We start from the raw sequence: 21268 nt of genomic DNA, 5'->3' as shown, positions 1-21268 counted from the left end.
CGCCGCCCGGCCGTGGACAACCCGCGACGCAACAGGAGGATCCATACCTGGCTAAAACCAACTGCAGATCCGTCCGTCGAACCGGGTCAACCTCAATGATAGAGATATTTCCAGTTGCCGTTGACCCTGATGTAGGTCTCGTCCACGCGCCAGCTTTTGCCCACCGGCCGCTTGCGTCGCCGGAACACTTTCTCCAGCACCGGCAGCAGCTTCAGCCCACCGATGAACCGTCGAATGATCGACCGCGAAGCCCCGTTCAGCCATCATCTACTCCAGATGACGAAGGCTCAATGGGTAGGAGACATACCAACGCAGCAGAGCAGCATCACATCAATCGGGTAATGCAGCCAATTGAACACTCGCTTGGAGGTCGAATTCAGCTCAGGGCTCATCGTTCACACCGTCAACTTTCACGCGGCCAGCATACCAGACCGCCTTGCTGCGACAGAACCCTCGACGGAGGCTATGTCAGGAACCGACGTGCGAATGAAAGAAAAGAGTCCTGAATCGCCATCTGCAAATATCTGTTTTCAATGCGCTTCTCAGTTCGTGCTTCGTCGGCCAAGACTGTCCTCGTCGTCGGAGAGAAGTGCGAGAATTTTGTCCATCACCCCGCTACGCCTCCACTGCAGCCATTTCATATATGCCGTCTGCGGTGGACCAAAGCTACACGGCAGACGATGCCAGCGCTCGTCGTTGACAACCACCCAAAGAATTGCATCTAGAATCGTGCGAGGATCCCGTGCCGGTCGCCCCCAAAAAAGGCGACCCTGCGGTTGAATCAAATGACCCACGAGAAGCCATTGTTCGTCGGTGATTGGACACTGGAGCACTGTCATTCTCCTGAATGTGAAACCGAAATACATTCGGTATGAATGTCTGCGCCGCTACCATGACGGTGCGTCCGGGTCGTCTACGGAGAACGCATACCAGACGATTGGTTCAGAAAAAACGCACGATCGCATGGCGATCTAAAAATTCGCTTAAATTTCCACGAGACGCATGGTTAGCCGCTCTCCATTCGGCGGGAATGTACGCCATAGACGGTCCCGGTGACGGAAGAAAAACATTGAAACCCGCCCAGTCGTAGTGATTGTCTCGATGCGTACATAGCACTCCCCTGTGGAACACCTGTTTCTGAACCGAGTGACGCGAACCTTGTCGGCGGCAGCGGGGTCAACCAGTGTTCGACCATGAGCCGCAGTGATTTTTCTGCACTGGCCATCGACTTCTCCTTCAAATCATCCGTGGTTCGGACCGCTTGCTGCAGCCGCGCAGTGTATTTCTGCCACAAAGCATTTTGTCTTTCCAGTCTGTCGGGAGCTTTACGCCACGGGTATTAAATTACGATCAATTGAATCAGGACAGGAGCGCCGCCGCCCGACGAGCAGGAATGCAGTACTGTGCACATCGTGCGTCAAGTTAAAATCCCAAGATAGTGAGAATTCCGAATCGGACCAAGGGTAGGCCCGAACTAGAACTCAACTCCGCTCGGACAAATTTGTTGTCAACGGTTGTCATGACGCGTCGCCGGCCCGAAAACCCCTAGAATAACCATGCTCATTAGCGAAAAGGCCGCGACGGAGATCAGCACCCCCTCAACACCCAGTCCGAGAAAGATCGCTCCAACCATATAGCTGCTCACGCCGGCAACCAACCTGTCAAGCGAGTAAACAAAACCAATGGCGCGCGCGCGCAATCTCGTCGGAAACAGCTCGCTTCGGTAGGTATGTGCTGCGTAGGCCTGGAGATTGTTCCCGACGGTAACCAGAAGTCCGCTTATGACCCACCCTGCTCCCGTCGTCTGGAACGCAAATACTAAACCGGCAACTGTCGTGATGATCGAGCCGATGATCATTTGCGTCTTTCGCTCCGTCGCATCGGCCCACCAGCTGAAAAGAAATGGCGCTACTGGATAGGACAAGGCAATCAAGGCTGAATATAGAAGGCTCTTCGTCACGCCAACATGGCGAGCTTCGAGCAGGGACGGTAGCCAGTTTCCGAACCCATAGTAGGCAACCGTGCCGCTACACGTCGCTCCAATGATCATCAACGTACGACTGAGAAGTGGTGCGCGAAACAGCTCCCGGAAGGAGCCCGACTCCGGCTCGGCCGAGGCCACAACCTTTGGCGCAGCGAGCGCATAGCCCGTGGCAAGGCATACACCCTCCCAGTCTCCAACGATCGCGGTCGCCTCTGACGCACGGCCCCGACTCGCCAGCCAGCGCGGGGACTCCGGTAACTTATCCGTAACCCAGAAAATCAATATGCCGGAGCAAACCGGTAGCATGAGGAGCCATCGCCAGCCCGATATATTCCAGAAGACGCGATGCGAAACCGCCATTGCCATGAGCGCAGCGGCAGGAACTGCGAGGTACTGGATTGACTTACTTACGGCAAATCCTTTGCCCCGCAAACGCCGTGGGAGAACCTCCGCGAGATAGGCATCGATCGTCACGATACTTGCGCCTACTCCTATCGCCGAGATAAAGCGTAGTACACACAGAGCTGCTGCGTCCGTTTGAAAGAGCATCAAAAAGGACGCTGCTGCGTACCAAACAACCGACCATTTGAAGACCGGCCGCCTCCCTAATCTGTCTGATATCCAGGACGCCACGAGTGCGCCGAGGAAAAGCCCCAAAAAGGTAGCAAATGCGAATGATGCTAGATCGGGCAAGCCAAATAGTCCCTGATGGCCTTTCTGAAAAACTCCTGCCGAGACCAGAGCGACTGGAAGAAAACCTGTCAGAGCTGTTTCGTAGACTTCGAAGAATCCCCCTAAGGAGATTCTCACCACGATGTTCCATAGGCTGCGAGATGCAGGAAGGCGGTCGATTCTCGCCGAAATCATTCTCGACAGAGTGTGATCAAGGGAGCTCAAGCCTTGAACGGCAGTCCCCTCATAGCTTGCGTCTTGGGATAAGTGCTTCATGTGCGTTTAATGGTCAATGCGACAAAGTCTGAGCGGCCGCCAATGTCGCTCTAATGTAACGCGGATATTCGGCGTGCCGACGGGCGCGAGGCCTGCAGAGGAACTGGGTCCTATAACACGCAAACCCCGCTAGTTTCGGTCAAGGCTCGGGACGAATCGTTAGCCTGTTGTTGACCACGGTGACGCCGACAACGCCGCGGGCGACAGCTTCCGCTCGAGCAATTTGGCTGGCATCAGGAACCGTGCCGATCAGCATCACCGCGCCAGCATTCGTCTGGACCACAACACTGCTTACGTCGATCCTGGCCTGCTCCAGCGCTCGCCGAACGTCGACCCCGAGCTTGCGGTTGGCCTTTCGTTGTTCCTTTTTAGTCGCCGATCTGTCGGGAACAACGCTCGACGATCCGGATGTTGGCTGGACGGGCTGCGAGTACGCAGTGGACAACACCGTCACAATGGCGCAAACCGACAGCGCTGTTATGATCCTAGATATCTTCACTTGAATTCTCCAGTTCGCATTCAGATTGACAAGTTACGCGCGGCTCCGTGGATTCGTGGCGCATCGCGCTTTGATCTCGGTCAGAAGCTGTGCCGAATGCCGGCAGTGACTCCAAGCTGGGTCGATTTCGCTGGCACACTGGTCGAAGACGTCCCAGCAAGGGCGGCACCGATCAAACCTTGACGGTACAACCCGTAGTCCCCTTCGAGATAGACGTCAGTCCGCTTCGACAAGTTGTAGTCGGCGAGCAACTGAAACTGCGAAGCAGTGCCGTCCTGTTTCTCGGTCTTGCCGGTTTGCCACGTGCGCCAGTAGTTGAAGGACAGATGCAAGGCGGGGCCGACCGACTGTGCAACACCCAGTGACATCATCCGGCGTGAACTGAAGTCGAGATATTTCAGTGCGCTGAGTTGCTGCTTTGAAAATGGCCCGTTCTCATACGACATAAAGTTCGAGCTAAGTCGGTTCTCAAAATAGCCTGCGTGAAACTGGGTTGTATTCCACGTGTATGAGCCGCCCGCCGTCCAGACCTCCGCCGGAGCGCCGTTGGTCGAATCACGGGTGACAACATACCCGCCCGCGATCCGCACGGCGCCGGGAAACCAGCCAATACCGACTGCCGTTTGTGACCCATAAGAGCTATGTCCCGCGACACCGCCGAGTGCATAGGAAGCCTGGCCGTAGAGATCGGCGATGTGCAACGTGTACTTGACGAGGTTGCTGGACCGATCGCCGCCCATCATGATGAACTCCGGTTGGAAGACGTTGCTGTACGGAACCCATGGATTGGACGCATACGCCAGGCCGACGATGTTGGTCAGCGTCGTGGTCTGTCGTCCGAGTGTCAACTCGCCCCACTGCCTCGAGCGCACGCCGACGAACGCAGTGTTATAGAACGGTTTAGCGGAGTCCATCTGACCGGAATTCGCGTAGAACCGATTTTCGAGATGAAAGATTGCGGAGAACCCCTGCCCTAAATCTTCAGCCCCCTTGACTCCAAACCGGCTTTGCGACAGCCCGCCGTTTCCCATCCCGATACTTGAATCCCCCTTTTTGTCGACATTCGTAACGTAACGAATGTCGGTATCGACGAGACCGTAAAGCGTAACACTCGACTGGGCAAATGCTCCCCCTGAAAATGAAGCGAGAATCGCACTTGCAATGGCAGTATTTTTCAATTTGTCTCCTGCTTATAAATTTATATTTATCTGCATACCTAATTACATTGTATTCACTCCAATTGTCGAAACAGCCGCTCCAAACATCGAAGAATTTGACGAACTCACGACTCCAATATGGATCACCCTCCCTTCAGCGAGTCAGTTCCAGATCGAGGATTCTCACGAATTGCTGGCCACCGTGCATATCCCGCTCGACCCGACCACCTTGGGGTTCCTTTCGCGGATACGAGAATTTCACCGTCGCCAATTCCGGCAAGATCTGGATGCGAACGAGAGATGCGTCGACCTCGAACTGCTTCGCCAACTCACTCGCCTGTAATGCAGGCGATTTGGCCCATCTCTCAAATACGTCGGGATTCGCGAAAAACAGATCGACCGTAATCCAGAAAGGTCCAGCATTCTTCGATCGAATGTGTCTGCAGACGTCTGAGAGGCGAATCATGCGCACTCCCCCGTATTCGTAAACACCGTCCGAACCAAATCCAGGGGGCCATCGACCTTGACCACATGGTTGAGCTTGAACTCGTACACTGCGCCCCGCTCTACTTCTGCCGGCGAGAACGGAAATGCATAACTCGGCAATGGCCCCTTAAGGTCAAGCGGCATGTGAAACAGCACCGGATTGCAGATCTTGGCTATTTGCGTCGCCCGTTCCTGCGAATCTGCCGTGGCGATGAACAGCAGACCGATCTCTACCGGCGCCGGGCGTTCGCGATGATCGAACCCAGAGACCGCATTCCAGCCGTACGGCCTCAAGGAGAGGTGGAACGAGTCACGCTCGACGTTGAGTGTCTTACAGACGCGATCAACCATGAGTTCGTGCATCTGCGACAGGAATCGTGGCAGTGCGCTCAGCACCTCCGGATCCTGAATACCGACCAGCATCAGTGTCTGGAATCCATTTGCGGCCGCACCTTCCAGTTTCATCGTGTACGGGCCCGGGACGAACCGTGAGCCTTCGACTCGTACGCGACGGTCGTCGAGTGCTGTGTAAGTCGCGGCGGTCACATCCACCAGCCCACCGGGCTCCATCAGCCGGAGCGCATCTGCATTCTCATAAAGCAAATGAGCGGAGACGGTCTCGGGCGTGCAACGATTGCTCTGACTGAGAGGTTCGACGTCGAATCCCATGGAATCAACTCGCAGCAGAACCCCGCCTTCTCGTGCATCGACGGTGCACAGCGCGCCGCACTCGGCGGTTTTGCCGGCGTGCCATGCAGGACCCGCCTCTATCCCATGCAGCAACGGGAAAGCAGCCAGCACTCCGGCGTCTGTCGACCGCCCACCAAGGACGATGTCCGCGCCAGCGTTCAAAGCCGCGACATAGGGCTCCGGGCCCATCAGGGCTACGATATGTTCACAGGACCCAATCGCTTCAATATCGACACTGGTCATCGGCGCCAATGGCGTGATCCTGTCCTGTTGAACACACCGCGACAGGAATGAGGGCGACTGCTCGGAATACAGCAACGCGAGACGCAACTGCATTCCGTGCTCAGCGGCAATTTCCAGCGCAATATCACGTGTCCAATCAACCGCCTGATCTGATCCCGAAGTCCCGCATGAACCGATCAGGAGCGGAACCGCATATTCGGCGCGCGCGCGCATAAGGATCTCGAGATCCTGCTTAACGGCTGCGCGCGAATACTTGCAAACGCCACTGGCCAAATACGCCGGCCCACTGTCCGTAGAGCCCGCGTCACACGCGATAACATCGACGCGCCCGGATTTAAATGCGGACCGGAGCAGCATCTCGCTTACACCCGACCCGAGCGCCCCGGTCGGCACTACAACATTGATGCTTCTTGTCATTCACTTACCTGTAGTCGGAGAAAATCCAAAACCGTCGGTATAACCTTCAGGCCCTCGTGCCCCACGTCGGGCACAAGATCCATGCGGACAGCGATACCGTTTTCTTCATAGTTTTCCTTGAGAAGCTGAAGCCGCTCAATCCTGTCGCGCCCGACGGGGCCAAGAGTCTCGATGAGCGGCCTCAGTCGAGCAGGAACAGGATCTTCGACGTCTTCGGCGCCAACGATCATCTGAACCGGAACGCGACGCATGTCTTTCAGCGACAGCGAAGTTCCAAACACGGTTTGAAGATCCCGCGTTCCAAACCACCAGTCGCGCTCGCTGTCGATCCGAGTGACCATCCCTGGTGCCCCAATCGAAACTGAAGCTAGCCGCCGAGGGTGGAGATAGAAAAAGCGATGTGCGTACTGGCCACCACCTGAAAAGCCGAAAAGGTGGAACCGACCAAATGAGTACTCGGCGGCCTCCTCCAGTTCGGCGATCATGGCCAGCAACACCTCGTCATATCGAATGTCTCCCTCAAGGATGTTCTTGTAGCCATCTGCATAGCCATTGCCGCGTACTCCCATCGGGAATAGCGGACACAACACCACGCAACGGTGCTCATCAGCGAATGAGCCAAAAGCACTCCGGTATTCCGCGACGCTGCGTCCACTTCCGTGGGTGACGACGATCAATCCGTGACCCTGTGGACTCGTGAAAAATCCACGCGGCGCGTGAAGGGTGTAGGAGAAACGCGGATCCGAGCGTAAGGCGTGAAAAGCATGGGGCCTCCGGTGAAGGGCCGAATACCAAGGTGATCCGGCCGGGTCGAGCTGTGTAGTCATGGCGGTTAGGGTGTTTCCGAACAAATGTGAGTCGCTGCTGAAATCGAGCCGAAGAAACGTGCCACGGGCGCCAAAATTCACATTGACAACATACGATCAATATGTAAATATGTGGCACTCAGATTACCTTCCCATCGCCAGATTCGTCAATCTTGACGCCGGTGATCAATGTGAGTTCGATGATGGATGACAAGACGCTTTACATGACGGCCGAGGAGGCTTCGCGAGCGCTGGGAGTGAGCGTCGCGACACTGTATGCATACGTCAGTCGAAAGCAGATCCGATCCGAGCGCGTTCCCGGGTCTAAAGCACGGCGCTACTGGAAGGCAGACGTTGATCGCCTTCGAGGGCGCGATATTTCAACCGCGGACGGCACGTTTGAGACTCCCGTGCCGGCGGAGACGTCGATCACCCTGATCACGGAGGACTGCCTTTATTTCCGTGGCCGAAGCGCGATTGAGCTTGCCGCGACGTCCACTCTTGAAAGCCTGGCGGCACTGATCTGGGAAGCCGATGAAAAGGAGATTTTTGGCGGCCCCGCCCCTCACATGCCTCCCACCCTGGCGGCGTTGCAAACGCCTTTGCGAGACTGCAGCCTGTCGGAACGGTGCTTTGCGAGCTTCCCCCTGATAGAGCGCGCTGACCCTCGGTCATATGACCTGTCAGGCGCGGGCTATCGCAGGACAGCGGCTGACGTATTGCGCTGGTTTGCGGCACTCGTCGGCAGGTCCACGCCGTCATCGCAGCCGGTCCACCATTTCCTAGCAAAGGCACTGAGGGCGCCCAAGGGATTTGATGAAATCATCAGAACCTTGCTGGTACTTTCAGCGGATCACGAGTTCGACCCGATTACCTATGCAGTTCGCGCTAGTGCGAACGTCGGCATAACACCCTACCAGGCGGTTCTCGCTGGGCTGATTGCGGGACAGGGACGACGATTTCAAGCCGAACGATATGGATCTTGCTCCCGCTTTCTTCAAGAAATCCTGAACGGGAAAAACGGCGGGGACGCCGTCGTAGCGCGTCTGCGGAGCGCCCAACCTTTAGCTGGATTTGCTTCACCACGATCTCGTCCCGATCCTCGAACCGCTCCGATGATGGAAGTAATAGGTCAGGTCTTGGGCCGTGATCGTGACTTCATACGCCTGGTACATGCGCAACAGGCGGCGCTTGAGGTCGGATCGCCAATGGACTTTATCCTGACCACCCTGTTCGTCGGGCACAAGCTGGGAATTACAGGTGAAGAATATGCAATAACTAGTGTGGGACGCATTGTGGGCTGGATCGCGCATGCAATGGAGCAGCAACTGCACGGTGAGCTTGTTCGACCGCGCGCACGATATGTCGGACGACTTCCCTGACGTTACCCTCCCGTGGGCGCTTGCCATCATGTTTCGTGGCATCGCCACAAAGAACCCGCTCTGTTTGCCGACCGCCGAATGAATCGGCGGGTGGGTAAGTGAATCGCCCCGGGAATCGTCGAGGCTGGTTGAAGTTGACCCGGTTCGACGGACGGATTTGCAGTCAGCGATTTGATGCGATCCAACCTCCGTTGAATGTTGAGTCGCGGGGTTGTCCACGGGCGGGGGGCGGGTCGCCTGTCACGACCATGGCGCTGCACGCCGGTGGGCAACCCGCAAGGCGATACGGTCTGCATTTTAACGTTGAGGTTTTCGAATTCAAGTGCTGAACGATAGCCGATGCTGCTGTGCAGGCGGCGTACGTTGTACCAGCCTTCCAGGAACCAGAAGATGCGCTGCCTGGCCTGTTCACGGGTCGCAAAGTGTTCTCTCGAGAGTAGCTCCGCTTCAAGCGTGCCGAAGAACGATTCGCTCATCGCGTTGTCATAGGCGTCGCCGGCGGTGCCCATCGACGGTTGCACGTCGGCTTCGCGGCAGCGCCGTCCGAATGCAATGGACTGTATTGGGCGCATTCAACCGGTCGTCGCAACACTGGATTGTTGAACAGATTTAAGTACTCGTCCAGAGCTTCCGCAGGCGTCTTCCAGCCAAGCGTTTTGCGGGGCCTGGAATTCAAAGTGTTCGCAACGGCTTGGATTTCCCGGGCACTCCACAGGGACAGGTCTGTGCCTTTTGGAAAGTATTGTCGTAGAAGGCCATTGGTGTTTTCATTCGTGCCACGCTGCCATGGGCTGTGCGCGTCGGCGAAGAATACCTTCACACCGGACTCGACAGTGAAGCGGGCATGATCGGACAACTCCTTGCCACGATCCCAGGTCAATGATCGCCACAACTCAGCAGGCAAGTCAGTCACGGTCTTCTTGAGGGCGTTGGCCATCGTGACAGCACCGTAGCCGGCCAGCGCGGGTCCGTTTTTCGTGCGCGGAATCACTCCATAGCCCTTCTCGCGAGGCAGGTAAACGAGCATCGTGAAACGGCTTGATCTTTCCACTGGCGTGCCGATGGCGGATCGGTTCAGACCAATGAGCAGGTCGCCTTCCCAGTGGCCCGGAACAGCACGATCTTCCGCTTCTGCAGGCCGACTGGAAATCATCACCTCCTCGCTGACATGCGCCCATGCTTAGCACGCGCTCTTGCTCGCGGAACGCGCAATGCGCGCCTGGTGCGCAGGTAGCCCACCAGCTCGCGCTTGAGCGCGCCGCGCCCTTGAATATAAAGCGCTTGATAAATGGCTTCGTGAGAAATGCGCATAGATTCATCATCCGGGAAATCTACCTGCAAGCGATTAGCGATTTTTTCAGGTGACCAGCCGTTGACCCACTTTCGGTCACCGCGATGCGGTTTTTTTCTCCCCTTGAACGGTGCCTGCCTCGGCCCGGCAATTTCACCACCATCAGCGCCATATACCTTGCCTTCCAGGCGTTCCTGCACATATTCGCGTAACCGTGCATTAGTCGCCAGCTTCGATGGCTTTGGTCGTTTGGCGAACCGTTCCGCCTTCCAATGCGTGACCGAAGCACGATACTCGAGGTACTCGCCACGTGTCGCCGCATTGCGCGTGAGTTCTCGCGAAACGGTTGATGGACTGCGTCCGATACGGCGGCCGATCTCGCGCACCCCGAGGCCTTGGACAGAAAGCAGTGCTATCTCTTCCCGCTCAGCGAACGACAGGTATCGGCCCGCAGTAGGCTTCGACATGAATAGTGGCATGCCGCCACGATAGCGGAACCAGCGCGAGCCTACCGCTTGAGATACGCCTACCGCCTCCGCTGCTTTCTCGCTTGTAATGCCAGTCGCGACCTGTTGCCAGAACCGGCGTTCGATCTCATGTCCAAGTGATGGTGCGCCCGGCGAGCACATCGCTTCTCGCCCTGTCAACCGATACACCTGCTTCGCACTTCGTCCTATGCAACACCTCCTCGATCAAAGGTGTTGCGACGACCGGTTGAATCCGCCACGCAAGCGGCGATCCGAATGGTGAATTGGTGTCGGCACCACCATCACCGGAGACCGTGCGCTCAGCAAACTGGGCCTTGTCAAAGCGCGTTTTGAAGGCGCGCTCGCACGTCAAGGGGCTAGACGCTACCGGAATATTTGTTAAGGCTTCCGACGGCAACGTCATCCTGTCTGGAGTGGTCCAGGAAGCCAGTCCGATTCCTCTCGCGGTGCAGGCGGAAAGGAACGTCGACGGTGTGAGGTTTGTTCGCGAAAGCCTTCGGTTAGCTACGCAACCCACTCAGTGAGATACCGCACCATGTGATTTACGCGGGTTCGCATGTCTCGCCAACCAGTGCTTCAAACACCGGCGCGGTCGCTCCTCGACTCCTCGTATGGGACCTCGCACCGTTCTCTCCGACAGAAAACCGTGCTGCCCGGAGATCCCGGCGTATTTGCGGTGCTCGAATGGGAACTCTGCGCGCGAGCACATCGATGACAATCATCGGTGCAGCCAATGCCCGGCTGGTAAACACAGGCCGGGTCTTGATGATGGCATCGTCCGCTGACAGGCTGATCTCCAGTCGAATGTGCAGCAAGTCACGCATCTTCGCGAAAATTGCGCGCCGTTGATGTGCTCAACTGTCGGACCCGGTGTGTCATCAGGTCGATCTCGCAAAACAGCAGTTCATTGCCCTCGCTCCCGGTTGCAACTCGATCTGACCTCGGATCAAGGTAAGCCGTGTTTGCAGTTCGTGCGCAGTTGAGTCAAGAAACTGTTGCTGCACCGTGAAGCCGTTTTCAAGTCTGCCGAGCGTCTCTTTGAAGGCGATGAGATACGAGCACGTCGCGACACGCGGCATCGCGCTCGACTACCGGAATCAGTTGCTTCATACGCCCCTCTTTCGCGATAGAGGTCGGTCGGGCACACCATCCAGTCCGTTTTCGTGAGCGGCCTGCAGCGCGAAACCTGCGCCACGGATGTTCGCGAGCCGTGTTGCGGCGCCAAGCGCCGTCAGCTTCTTGCGCAGTCGGTGCACGGTCACTTCCAGCGCGTTCGGTGTGACCGCCTCGCCCAGGCCCCAGGCGGCATGCTCGAGTACCGCGTGCCGCACGGTCCGGCCGGCGGCCTTGACAAGGCACAGCATGATCTGCAATTCGGCCTGCGCGAGCGTGACCGTCTCGGCGCCGCAGCGCATCGCGCGCTGCTGCGGGTCCACGGTGATGTCGGCGAACGACACGACCAGTTCCGCCAGCGTCGGCGGCCGGCGCATCAGCGTACGCACCCGGGCGACCAGTTCGCTCATCGCAAACGGCTTGGTCACATAGTCGTCGGCGCCACTCTCGAGGCCGTCCACGCGGTCGTGCAGCGCATCGCGCGCGGTCAGCATCAGGCAGGGCGTCATCTGGCCTGCTTCACGCAGCGCGCGCAGGAAGGTGAGCCCGTCCCCGTCCGGCAATCCACGATCGATGATCAGCACCGCATAGTCGCCCCGGCTCACACCGTAGCTGGCCTCGGAGACCGTGGAGAACAGATCGGTTTCGATTCCCGCACCCAACAGGGCCTGGCGCACCATCGCGGCCAGGCGCTGGTGGTCTTCGATCAGTGCAACTCGCGACATGATGCAGCGCTCATTTGAATTGATAGAGGTAGCCGATCTTGAGCGCCGGAATGTACCGCCTTCCGACGATCGGGCTGTCGGTAATGCCGCTGCTGAGATGGGATACGCCGAGGTCGACACTCACCATTTGATGAGGGGTCAACCTGTAGTCGACCCGCGTGCCGATCGACGTGTTGTAGGCCGCCTTGCCGGTGTATTCAGGCCGCCCCGCCCGCACCTCGGATGGTCGCACGCCGTAATAGTAGTTAACGTACTTGCTGCTCAGCCAGTCGACACCGGCATGCGGCTCGATCGACCAGTTGCCCAGATCGAAGGATTTGCTGAACTCGACGTTCGCCATCTGGCCTTTGTTGCCGCCAAGCAGGTAATCGCCCGATAGTGTGCCGAATGCGGTTTTCCACGCGAGCGCCGGACCATACCAGAACGCGCCCTGCCGATTCTCCATGCCGTTCAGGATCGGCGCGTCGGACCCCTTGTAGCCACCGAAGACGTCGAACTTGCCGCGCAGCGCGAAGGTCACGTCACTCCACTTGCCGACCTTCAGGTCGACCGTGGTGCCGAAGGCGTGTACCCATTTATTGTCCAGGGAGATCAGCGGAATCGGTGACACCCGGCTGCTGTCGCCCCTATAGGGCGACGACTCGATGCCCACTGCCGCACCGAGTCCCCAGTGGGTCACATTGGTCGCATTGCTGAGGATGGTGAAGCCATTGTTTTCCGCCTCGGGAGGGGCTGCGCTGACACCGTCTGCCCAGGCTGCGCCTGAATACAGAACGGCCCATGTGACAGCCAACAGCAGTGGATGCTTACGGCAAAGAGTTTTTATCACAGTCGTTTCTCAAAGTGGATGGGTGAGACGGAACCGACTCTAAGACCGACCGACTTACCGGTTACTTACTCATCAAAAGGCTGCGAACCGGGCGAGACGATGTTTCTGACCTGGAAGCTAAAATCCCCGGTGTCAGCCATGCGGTTTCGAGCACATGGGTGGGCGCTTCTGGTTCTCTGTGGTATTCACGCCTTTGCATTAGTCGCGGCGGTTCAATTGCCGCGTTGCCTAGGAGCACTCGACTTACCGCTTACTTACCGGAATGCCAACCCGCCCGGCAGACGGAGATCAGGCCGGTAAGTGTAAGTAGCGCCTCTTGTCTACGGAGTCTTGCAGGCCTGAATCGCCGCAAAGAAATTCAACCAGAATGCTCGCTACCAGCTTCGGCGTTGCTTTCAGATCCCCGTTCCAGGCGACGAGCGGTCCGTTCCAGCGAACTCGATACATTCGCAATAAGGGAACGTCGCCCGCAACGTCACGAATGCCTTCTTAAGATAATCCGGACGTCACGTGCGTTGCCGTCGTGTCGGAGTGCACCGACGCGATGTGAGAACGGATGCGTCCGAGGTGCGCGCCGTCACGGGGCGACACCGGTGGTTGTATCGCGTCAGTTGTCCCAAAATGAAAAATTCATGTCCCAAAATATCAAGTGAAAGAAACCGGGGGCGGTAGACTGAGCCGCGTCCCATCGGCCGGGACAGCTATAGAATCGGAACAGCCAGGGCAGGTGCGTCGTTGGCGGCACGCCGGACTTCGCGTAGATGAAGTCGTGTCGATGCCGGTTGGTCATATTCGCGAGTCTGTATCGGCGCCGATCCGCGTGGAACCCGGATCGGATGTCCGAGAAATGCGGCGCAATGTATTGCCTGCATGCCGGCGTACTCTGAATGGTTAACGCTAGAGGTCTATCCAGCATGACAAATTTCGTCTTCGTTCACGGCGCTTTCCACGGGGGGTGGTGCTTCGATAAACTCCGCCCCTCCCTGGAAACTGCCGGTCACCGCGTGCTGACGCCCACGCTAACGGGAGTCGGGGAACGCTCTCATCTTTCGGCGTTGGGGCCGATCAATCTGGACACTCACATCCTCGATATCGCCAACCTCATCAAGTGGCGAGACCTCGACAATGTCGTGCTCTGCGGCCACTCGTACGGTTGTCTCGTCATTACCGGGGTTGCCGACCAGTTGCACGACCGGATTGCCTCGCTCGTTTATCTCGACGGCCCGCTCCCGGGAAAAAGCGGCGACTCGCTCTTTTCATTGTTGCCCAATCTGCTATTGCCTTTCACCGAACTCAGCGCGTCGCTCGGCGGTACGCAGGTTGCAAACTGGCCTTCGAAAGTATTCGGTGTCGGCGAGGAACATCAGGCGTGGGCCGACTCGAAACTAACGTCGCACCCTTTGGCTTGCTTTACGCAGCAACTGTCTCTCACCGGCAGATTCAAGAAAGTACCGAAGAAGGTATTCATCTACAACTCGAAAGACATCGGCATCCCAAGCCCTATCCCGGAGTGGTACGAGTCGCAGCGCGATCTTCCTGAAACCCACGTCTATTCATTGGACGGCGGGCACGATCTGATGATCGACAAGGCAAGCGAGGTTGCGGAGATATTGCTGAAGCATGCGTAAGGCGGTCGAGCGGCGACCGCTCTTGCAAGGAGCTCCGGTTCAACGGGATTTGTCTCGCCGCCCTCCGTCCTGAAGCGCTTCTTCGAAATCAACCCCACCCCACAGATATGGACGGCGCCCAGCGGGCGCCACACGGAGCTCTCATGAGTCGCCCCCTCCTGTTTACACCGACCCAGATCGGTAACCTGAAACTAGACAACCGCATCGTGATCGCCCCGATGGCCCAATATTCGGCCGAAGACGGGCAGATGAACGAATGGCACCTGATTCACCTTGGGCAACTGGCGAGCTCGGGTGCGGGACTGCTGACGATCGAGGCGACAGCGGTCACGCCCGACGGACGCAACACCCGTGGCGACGTAGGACTCTATTCCGACGACTGCGAGTCCGCCATGGCGCGAGTGCTGCGCGGCGTCCGACGCTGGTCAGACATGCCAATCGGCATTCAGCTCAACCATGCCGGGCGAAAAGCGTCCCGGCAAAAGTCATGGGAAGGCGGTGCACAGGTTCCGCCTGGGCAGCCGGACGGCTGGACGACCTATGCGCCGTCACCGCTCGCGTTTACGTCCGGCGAGACGCCGCCGACCGCTCTGGACCGCGACGGTCTCGCGGCAATCCGCAACGCGTTCGCTAGCGCAGCGCGACGCGCATCCCGGCTTGGCCTCGATTTCATCCAGATTCTTGGCGCGCACGGCTACCTGCTCCATGAGTTTCTCTCGCCTCTCTCGAATCAGAGAACGGACGAGTACGGCGGCTCGCTGGAAAACAGAATGCGGTTTCCGCTGGAAGTCTTCGAGGCGGTGCGGGATGCGTTTGCGCATGACCGCCCCGTGACGATGCGGGTGTCCGCAACCGATTGGCTGGAAGGCGGTTGGTCCGTCGAGGATACGATCGCCTTTGTCGACGCATTACAGGCGAGAGGCTGCGCCGCTATCAATGTCTCGAGCGGCGGATCGAGCCCGGCACAGCGAATCCCGATCGGACCCGGCTATCAGGTTCCTCTTGCACGCGCAGTAAAACACGCGACCACACTGCCGGTTATCGCCGTTGGCCTGATCACCGACTTCGAGCACGCCGAAGCTATCCTCAGCACCGGGGACGCCGATCTTATTGCGCTCGCGAGAGCCGTGCTATACGACCCGCGATGGCCCTGGCATGCCGCCGCTCACTTCGGGATTCAAATCAAGGCACCGAAACAGTATCTCCGCTCTCAACCCAACCGGCTGCGGAATCTGTTCGTCTGACTCGCCCTGCCCGGGGAGACTGCCCCATGCCGCGACTGGCATCCTCAGTCGCATCCGCGATCCGCTTTAGTCTTCGTGCCGCCGGCCTCGCGGCCGCCGGCACATATAACGCTACCTGAGCTCATCTCCGGTCTTCAACGAAGCTTCGCGTTCTGCAGCGCGTAATTCACTACTTCATCGTGACGGGCGAACCATACCCCGTCGGGCAAGCTCTTCGCGTACCTGATCAGTTCCTCGACTATCCAGATGCGAGAGCGATTCGTGATCACATGCGGATGCATCGTGAGCTCGAACAGTCCGCCCTCCGCATACGCCGCTTCCAGTTCCCGCCTGAAGATGTCGAATACGTCCGAGGGTGGCGTATAGGGACGTAACCCCTGAAAGCGATGCATCAGGAAATAAACGGCATCGTCACGCACCCAGTCGAACGGGATTTCAACCAGTCCGGTAGGCTCGCCATCCATCTCCAGTTCATAGCAGTCATCGTCGGCGCCCAGGGATGAGTCGTAGGCAAACCCAAGCTCCTGAAGAATCTGCAGCGTATTTTTTGAAAAATCGCCCGACGGCGAGCGAAAGCCCGTCGGACGTTTGCCCGTAATCTTTTCAAGGGTGTCCATCGAGCGCCCGAGCAGGTCCCGTTCGTCGGCGAACTCCAGCTTCGAGTTGAGCTCGTGGATCCAGCCGTGCACGCCGATCTCGTGTCCAGCGTCCACGATGCGACGCTGCTCGTCGGGGTACAGCAGCGCCGAGACGGCAGGCACATAGAAGCTGACAGGAACGCTGTACTTTTCGAGGAGCGACAGAATGCGCGGTACACCGACCCGATTTCCATACTGTCCCCACGAAAGACGGTTAACCGACCCGCCTCCATCACGCAGCTCATTGGTTTCGTGATCCGAATCGAATGACAGGGCGACAGCAACCCGCGCGCCGCCTTTCCATTTATCCGGACGCAGACTGCGCCCCGCACGAACGTGGGTCACGATTCGTCGCCACTCCTGCTCGGGCCATTGCCAAGGTTGCATCGTATTTTGATCGCTCATCACGGACTCCCTATCTGCGTGTCGCGCAGTTTGTTGTTAAAAAATCCCATCAATGTGGGACGTTTCTCAGTATGAGGCGGCAATTCGCGCAAAGCTTTGAAACGCCGTCAGCCATCACCATTGTGGAACCTGGGGATTTTGTTTAGTTGACATTCCGTGCCTCACACTTTTCAATATGAGACACCCCCCTTCCGAGGAACAACGGTTATGCGCAAGCGAGTTGTCAGAAGCGCCACCTTGCATGGCTATTTGCGGGCTGCCTGCGACGTCGGCATTGACGGCAAAGCGCTAATGGCTCGGGTTGGATTGAGCAGCGACATCGCTGAAAGCCCGGACAGCCTGATTCCGTTGGATGCCTGGATCAGGCTCCTGGATTTGTCGGTTGCCGCGTCGGCCCGCACCGATTTCGGCGCGCGCGTCGCGATCGCCCGCGGCGTTCCCGACTACGGACTCGTAAGTCTTATGTTGAGAGAAGAGGAAACGCTACGAGATGCGCTGCACACGTATTCGACGCAGCTGCATCACCACTGCGACGGCATCTTCATCGATCTCGACGAACGCTTCGACAAACCGCTGCTGACGTTCAGAATCGAGTCCGAGATTCCTTCGATACACGTCATGGAATACTGCGCCTGCGGCATCGTCCAGATGATTCGCTGGCTCGTCGGACCCGACTGGCAACCCGATGCGGTCTGTCAGGAACATTCGCGTCCCGCCCATACGCTGGTGCAAAGCAACTTCATGCGATGCGAGCTCCGCTATGACCAGACGGTCAGCGGGATCCTCCTCTCACGCGATGCGTTGTCCCTGAAGGTGATCGCTTCATCCGCCGTACTCCGGCGTCACGCTAAAACCCTGCTCGGGCAAACCTTCAATCATTCGCCGGAAGACTTCGAAGCACGCGTGGAGTGGCTCATGCATCAGCAGCTGCGCGACTCGCGATGCAGCGTCGAGACTCTCGCGTCCAGTCTGGGAATGAATCGACGCACCCTCCATAGACGACTCGCGGACAAGGGACTGTCCTACTCCGCGCTTTTGCAGCAAGTGCGGTGCGACACGGCCAGGCGGTTGCTCAGCATGCAGACCGTGTCATTGACAGAGGCAGCCGAAGCACTGGGGTTTGGTAGTCTGAGCGCGTTCTCCAGATGGTTCCAGACCAGCTTCGGCTGCAGCGCCTCGAGATGGAAACGGAACCTCGAAGCATCCGGTTAAGGCTTCCGTAAATTCGCGGTTCGACTTGCTGCCTGGACGGCGTCGCGCGTCCCATGTTGTCAAATACCTGTCCCGCCAAGTCAAATATAACGACGTCCTTGGGCTAAAGTAGGCCGACCTGTGTCATCGATTCGGAATCCGGAATGGGATGCCGATTCGTGCCAGCTAATACGACCTTTCTTTATCGACGAGGAACTCCAGCCATGTCAGATGACAACGCTCTTTTCGAAAAGGGCATGCCTATCCGTCGCGCCGTACTTGGGGCGGAATACGTAGATGCTTCGATGCAGAAAGCCGACCCCTTCATGATGTCTTTTCAGCGGGCCACCACCGCGTGGGCATGGGGATGGGCGTGGGGAGACGAAACACTCGACCGCAGGACCAGAAGTCTTCTGAATCTCGCCATGCTGACGATCGCAGGCCACACGGACGAACTGAAGCTGCACGTCAAGGGCGCCTTGAACAACGGTCTCACGGTGGAGGAAATCAAGGCCACGCTGCTGCATGCCACTGCATACTCAGGAATTCCTTCTGGCCTCAGCGCGTTCAAAGCAGCTCATGAAGTCCTTGTCCGGAATGGGGCGCTGTGATGGACAGCAGAACGTTCAGGAAAGTCGCGTTTATCGGCATCGGTCAAATGGGGTGGCCTATGGCCGCCCGACTCGTCAATGCCGGCTTCCACGTCGCGGTTTTCGATCTGGACCGCGAACGCGCGGCAGCGTTCTCGAGCGGGATCGGCGGCGAATCGCCGGATACGCTCGAAGCGACCGTAGAGTCGGCAGATGTGGTCATCACCATGCTCCCGAAAAGCCAACATGTGGCACAGGTCATTAGGGCTGTTCGGCCCGCACTCAGGGTTGGTGCGCTGGTCATCGACATGACATCGGGAAATCCCGGAATCACGCAGGAGATCGCAGCCAGCCTCGAATCGGGCGGTATTCTGATGATCGACGCGCCTGTCTCAGGCGGCGTTTCTCGGGCTCGATCTGGCGAACTCGCCATTATGGTTGGGGGCCCTGCAGCGGCTGTCGAACAGGCCAAACCCTTGCTGCTTGCGATCGGAACTACGGTTACCGAAGTAGGCAAGGTCGGGGCGGGTCAAGCGATGAAAGCGCTTAACAACCTCGTGTCGGCCGGCGGCTTTCTGATTGGTGTAGAAGCGCTGATTATCGGCCGGAAATTCGGACTCGACGCCGGAAAAATGGTCGACGTACTCAACGCTTCCACTGGTACCAATAACAGTACGCAGAAGAAGTTCCGTCAATTTGTCCTGTCCCGGACTTTCGCCAGCAATTTCGGTCTCGACCTGATGGTCAAAGACCTGGGCATCGCGCTAGAGGTCGCACGGGAAGAAGGCGTTACTGTTCCGTTTGCCGCGCTGTGCAACGAACTGTGGGCGAATGCGGCAGAAACGCTGGGGCGGGGCAAAGACCACACGGAAATGGCGAGGTTTTGCGAGGAAATCTCCGGCGTCCCACTCACACATTGAGGGAGGCATTACCCGCGGGCTCGCCGGATGGTCATTTCGCCCCTCCGGGGAGCCTCCCTGTGAGTCCGGGCCGAAAGCGTACGTCTGCTCAAGGACGGCGCCGGATGGAATCCGGCAACTTCCGCCACGGCAGATCGCCTGGGTCAGCTGCGGCCGCGCCCCGCGCCTTCGCAATCACGACGTCGGTCTGTTCATTCTCGACAAGCGGTACGAAGTCCGCTCTGAAATGATTACTGCTTTTGACGACGATGATTTTCATCTGCTCGGGATGCACGCCGACGAAACGAAACAGTTCACGGTCCTGCGCTCCGATCTTTCCACTTGCGACCACTACCAGCACGCCGCCAGTCTCGACGCATGCGCTTGGCCCCAATCCGGCAACGAACCCTGTCATCTTTGGGCCCTTGAAAGTGACCCGCCCATCGCTGACTGCTCTCACGGTGAATTCGGCGGTCACCGGCGGATCGGTGGGACCGTCCCAAAGCTCCGTGGCATGCCCCAGACTGGCGCGAAACGTTGCACCGACGCCGGCCTGAACCGCCGCGGCCGCAAATCGAGCGTCGTACATCACACCTAGCGTTACCCGATGGGGGAAACGTTCGCCGGCTCGGGCATTCAGCAGTGCGTGCAGCATGCCGGTGGTCGATGCCGTACCTCCAGCGCCGGGGTTGTCCTGAGTGTCCGCTATCACAACCGGAGCGTTGCTTTCCGCGGCGCGCGCCATCGCTTTCTGCACCGCATCGTCCGCGCAAAGTATTTCCAGCCGCCATTGAGCGGGCTCACCCGCAAGCGATGCGAGCTCCTCGACGACAGTCGAAGCGTTCTCTCCCACGCTCCAGATCATGGGCGCACATTCGGCAAAGTCGGCCGCCGGAAAGGCCATGCAAAAGCTCGACATCGTCCCATGCTCGGTATCGAGTGCACGCAGCCGTTCATAGATCCGCTTCGCCGGTCCCGTTGTCGTGTTCTGCGAATTCAGCGGAATAAGGAATGGAAGCCGCTTCCAGACAACCGTTTCCCGACGTCCATGCGCCATACGGCGTGACAGGAGCTCAGCGGCCAGTTCGCCTGTCTCTACGTAATCGACGTGCGGATAGGTGCGGAACGAAACCATGCCATCCGCACTTCGGAGCATCCTCTCGGTGACATTTGCATGCAGATCCAGACTCACCACAATCGGCATTTTCTCGCCCACCAGTTGCCGAACCCGGCCGATCAGTTCACCCTCGGTATCGTCTTCGTTCTCGGCAACGCCGGCGCCGTGGAGATCCAGGTATACGGCGTCGAAACCGCCTGCTTTCACGTCGTTGCATATCTCATCGCAAATGCGCTCAAAGGCGTCTTCGGTCACATACGAAGACGGGACAGCGCCGCACCACAAACTTGGTACGATCGACCATCCCTTCGATCGTGCGTAGTGCAAAAATCCCGTAGCCGGCATCGCGACCGCGTCCATCGTTTCGAGCATCTGTTGGCCTCGAACGGGCGCAGGGAACGCTTCACCTTTTTCGAAAGCCGACCAGTCGGCCTTATCGAGCGCAAACGTATTGGTTTCATGTTTATAACCGGCGACCAGAACCTTCATAAGTCTCTC

The 21268-nt window shown here is 58.1% G+C and carries 19 protein-coding genes and 2 pseudogenes; 7 read left to right on the top strand and 14 right to left on the bottom strand.

Features of this window, described 5'->3' with window-relative positions:
• Positions 1-98: 98 nt before the first annotated feature.
• The 8 genes and pseudogenes from C7411_RS22455 to C7411_RS22415 all read right to left on the bottom strand — a co-directional run.
• A pseudogene (locus C7411_RS22455) lies at positions 99-392 on the bottom strand (IS6 family transposase); the annotation flags it as partial.
• 150 nt (positions 393-542) lie between these two features.
• Positions 543-839 carry a transposase gene (locus C7411_RS38995; protein WP_220025058.1) on the bottom strand — a complete coding sequence of 99 codons (297 nt, stop codon included), beginning with the start codon at positions 837-839 and terminating at the stop codon, positions 543-545.
• A 668-nt stretch (positions 840-1507) separates the two neighbouring features.
• Positions 1508-2797, bottom strand: a complete 1290-nt coding sequence (locus C7411_RS22440) for an MFS transporter (RefSeq protein WP_165822862.1) — start codon at positions 2795-2797, stop codon at positions 1508-1510.
• A gap of 274 nt (positions 2798-3071) precedes the next feature.
• Positions 3072-3431, bottom strand: coding sequence for a BON domain-containing protein (locus tag C7411_RS22435; RefSeq protein ID WP_110386251.1), 360 nt, complete (start codon positions 3429-3431; stop codon positions 3072-3074).
• A gap of 80 nt (positions 3432-3511) precedes the next feature.
• Positions 3512-4609 (bottom strand): porin, encoded by a 1098-nt coding sequence (locus C7411_RS22430; RefSeq protein ID WP_110386250.1) that lies wholly within the window; start codon positions 4607-4609, stop codon positions 3512-3514.
• Between the two features lie 133 nt (positions 4610-4742).
• Complete coding sequence (locus tag C7411_RS22425) at positions 4743-5054, bottom strand: DUF4387 domain-containing protein (RefSeq protein ID WP_110386249.1); 312 nt, start codon at positions 5052-5054, stop codon at positions 4743-4745.
• Positions 5051-6424: an acyclic terpene utilization AtuA family protein gene (locus C7411_RS22420; RefSeq protein ID WP_110386248.1), complete on the bottom strand. Its 1374-nt coding sequence runs from the start codon at positions 6422-6424 to the stop codon at positions 5051-5053. The genes C7411_RS22425 and C7411_RS22420 overlap by 4 nt, the downstream gene beginning before the upstream one ends.
• A complete protein-coding gene (locus tag C7411_RS22415; RefSeq protein WP_133253690.1) occupies positions 6421-7101 on the bottom strand; it encodes an alpha/beta hydrolase in 681 nt (226 codons plus the stop codon). Before C7411_RS22415 ends, C7411_RS22420 begins: the two co-directional genes overlap by 4 nt.
• Before the next feature lie 311 nt (positions 7102-7412).
• Between C7411_RS22415 and C7411_RS22410 the strand changes: the two genes are divergently transcribed.
• The gene (locus tag C7411_RS22410) at positions 7413-8612 is read left to right on the top strand and encodes a citrate synthase (protein WP_243413291.1); all 1200 of its coding nucleotides are present in this window, start codon (positions 7413-7415) and stop codon (positions 8610-8612) included.
• A 26-nt stretch (positions 8613-8638) separates the two neighbouring features.
• Here C7411_RS22410 and C7411_RS38655 read toward each other — a convergent pair whose 3' ends face one another.
• Together C7411_RS38655 and C7411_RS22400 are read right to left on the bottom strand one after the other, a co-directional pair.
• Positions 8639-9121 carry an integrase core domain-containing protein gene (locus tag C7411_RS38655; RefSeq protein WP_373682629.1) on the bottom strand — a complete coding sequence of 161 codons (483 nt, stop codon included), beginning with the start codon at positions 9119-9121 and terminating at the stop codon, positions 8639-8641.
• Positions 9122-9184: 63 nt separating this feature from the next.
• Positions 9185-10532 (bottom strand): annotated as a pseudogene (locus C7411_RS22400) (IS30 family transposase).
• Between the two features lie 125 nt (positions 10533-10657).
• Between C7411_RS22400 and C7411_RS38990 the strand changes: the two are divergent.
• A complete protein-coding gene (locus C7411_RS38990; RefSeq protein WP_373682626.1) occupies positions 10658-10915 on the top strand; it encodes a BON domain-containing protein in 258 nt (85 codons plus the stop codon).
• A gap of 582 nt (positions 10916-11497) precedes the next feature.
• On the opposite strand, the gene C7411_RS22385 is transcribed toward C7411_RS38990, so the two are convergent.
• Together C7411_RS22385 and C7411_RS22380 are read right to left on the bottom strand one after the other, a co-directional pair.
• Positions 11498-12229 carry a response regulator transcription factor gene (locus tag C7411_RS22385; protein WP_110386243.1) on the bottom strand — a complete coding sequence of 244 codons (732 nt, stop codon included), beginning with the start codon at positions 12227-12229 and terminating at the stop codon, positions 11498-11500.
• A gap of 10 nt (positions 12230-12239) precedes the next feature.
• Positions 12240-13022 (bottom strand): MipA/OmpV family protein, encoded by a 783-nt coding sequence (locus tag C7411_RS22380; protein ID WP_243413287.1) that lies wholly within the window; start codon positions 13020-13022, stop codon positions 12240-12242.
• A gap of 950 nt (positions 13023-13972) precedes the next feature.
• Here C7411_RS22380 and C7411_RS22375 point away from each other — a divergent pair.
• A complete protein-coding gene (locus C7411_RS22375; RefSeq protein WP_165822859.1) occupies positions 13973-14686 on the top strand; it encodes an alpha/beta fold hydrolase in 714 nt (237 codons plus the stop codon).
• 143 nt (positions 14687-14829) lie between these two features.
• Positions 14830-15930 carry an NADH:flavin oxidoreductase/NADH oxidase gene (locus C7411_RS22370; protein WP_110386240.1) on the top strand — a complete coding sequence of 367 codons (1101 nt, stop codon included), beginning with the start codon at positions 14830-14832 and terminating at the stop codon, positions 15928-15930.
• Positions 15931-16064: 134 nt separating this feature from the next.
• On the opposite strand, the gene C7411_RS22365 is transcribed toward C7411_RS22370, so the two are convergent.
• Positions 16065-16973 carry a polysaccharide deacetylase family protein gene (locus C7411_RS22365; RefSeq protein ID WP_110386239.1) on the bottom strand — a complete coding sequence of 303 codons (909 nt, stop codon included), beginning with the start codon at positions 16971-16973 and terminating at the stop codon, positions 16065-16067.
• Between the two features lie 207 nt (positions 16974-17180).
• Here C7411_RS22365 and C7411_RS22360 point away from each other — a divergent pair, with 207 nt between their 5' ends.
• From C7411_RS22360 to C7411_RS22350, 3 genes are all read left to right on the top strand, one after another.
• Positions 17181-18185, top strand: a complete 1005-nt coding sequence (locus C7411_RS22360; RefSeq protein WP_110386238.1) for an AraC family transcriptional regulator — start codon at positions 17181-17183, stop codon at positions 18183-18185.
• Between the two features lie 203 nt (positions 18186-18388).
• Positions 18389-18775, top strand: a complete 387-nt coding sequence (locus tag C7411_RS22355) for a carboxymuconolactone decarboxylase family protein (RefSeq protein WP_110386237.1) — start codon at positions 18389-18391, stop codon at positions 18773-18775.
• Positions 18775-19674 carry an NAD(P)-dependent oxidoreductase gene (locus tag C7411_RS22350; RefSeq protein WP_110386236.1) on the top strand — a complete coding sequence of 300 codons (900 nt, stop codon included), beginning with the start codon at positions 18775-18777 and terminating at the stop codon, positions 19672-19674. The genes C7411_RS22355 and C7411_RS22350 overlap by 1 nt, the downstream gene beginning before the upstream one ends.
• A gap of 88 nt (positions 19675-19762) precedes the next feature.
• On the opposite strand, the gene C7411_RS22345 is transcribed toward C7411_RS22350, so the two are convergent.
• Positions 19763-21259: a M81 family metallopeptidase gene (locus C7411_RS22345; protein ID WP_110386235.1), complete on the bottom strand. Its 1497-nt coding sequence runs from the start codon at positions 21257-21259 to the stop codon at positions 19763-19765.
• Positions 21260-21268 lie beyond the last annotated feature (9 nt).

This window comes from Paraburkholderia silvatlantica (assembly GCF_003096715.1).
Lineage (GTDB): Bacteria > Pseudomonadota > Gammaproteobacteria > Burkholderiales > Burkholderiaceae > Paraburkholderia > Paraburkholderia silvatlantica.
Note: the sequence above shows the minus strand (reverse complement) of the source record. Positions and strands in the feature narration are given on the sequence as shown.

Coding starts and splice junctions, on each gene's coding strand:
- C7411_RS22370 (WP_110386240.1), top strand. CDS start 14,830: ATGAGTCGCCCCCTCCTGTTTACACCGACCCAGATCGGTAACCTGAAA.
- C7411_RS22385 (WP_110386243.1), bottom strand. CDS start 12,229: ATGTCGCGAGTTGCACTGATCGAAGACCACCAGCGCCTGGCCGCGATG.
- C7411_RS22365 (WP_110386239.1), bottom strand. CDS start 16,973: ATGAGCGATCAAAATACGATGCAACCTTGGCAATGGCCCGAGCAGGAG.
- C7411_RS22420 (WP_110386248.1), bottom strand. CDS start 6,424: ATGACAAGAAGCATCAATGTTGTAGTGCCGACCGGGGCGCTCGGGTCG.
- C7411_RS22375 (WP_165822859.1), top strand. CDS start 13,973: ATGACAAATTTCGTCTTCGTTCACGGCGCTTTCCACGGGGGGTGGTGC.
- C7411_RS38995 (WP_220025058.1), bottom strand. CDS start 839: ATGACAGTGCTCCAGTGTCCAATCACCGACGAACAATGGCTTCTCGTG.
- C7411_RS38655 (WP_373682629.1), bottom strand. CDS start 9,121: ATGGGCACCGCCGGCGACGCCTATGACAACGCGATGAGCGAATCGTTC.
- C7411_RS22350 (WP_110386236.1), top strand. CDS start 18,775: ATGGACAGCAGAACGTTCAGGAAAGTCGCGTTTATCGGCATCGGTCAA.
- C7411_RS22345 (WP_110386235.1), bottom strand. CDS start 21,259: ATGAAGGTTCTGGTCGCCGGTTATAAACATGAAACCAATACGTTTGCG.
- C7411_RS22355 (WP_110386237.1), top strand. CDS start 18,389: ATGTCAGATGACAACGCTCTTTTCGAAAAGGGCATGCCTATCCGTCGC.
- C7411_RS22360 (WP_110386238.1), top strand. CDS start 17,181: ATGCGCAAGCGAGTTGTCAGAAGCGCCACCTTGCATGGCTATTTGCGG.
- C7411_RS22425 (WP_110386249.1), bottom strand. CDS start 5,054: ATGATTCGCCTCTCAGACGTCTGCAGACACATTCGATCGAAGAATGCT.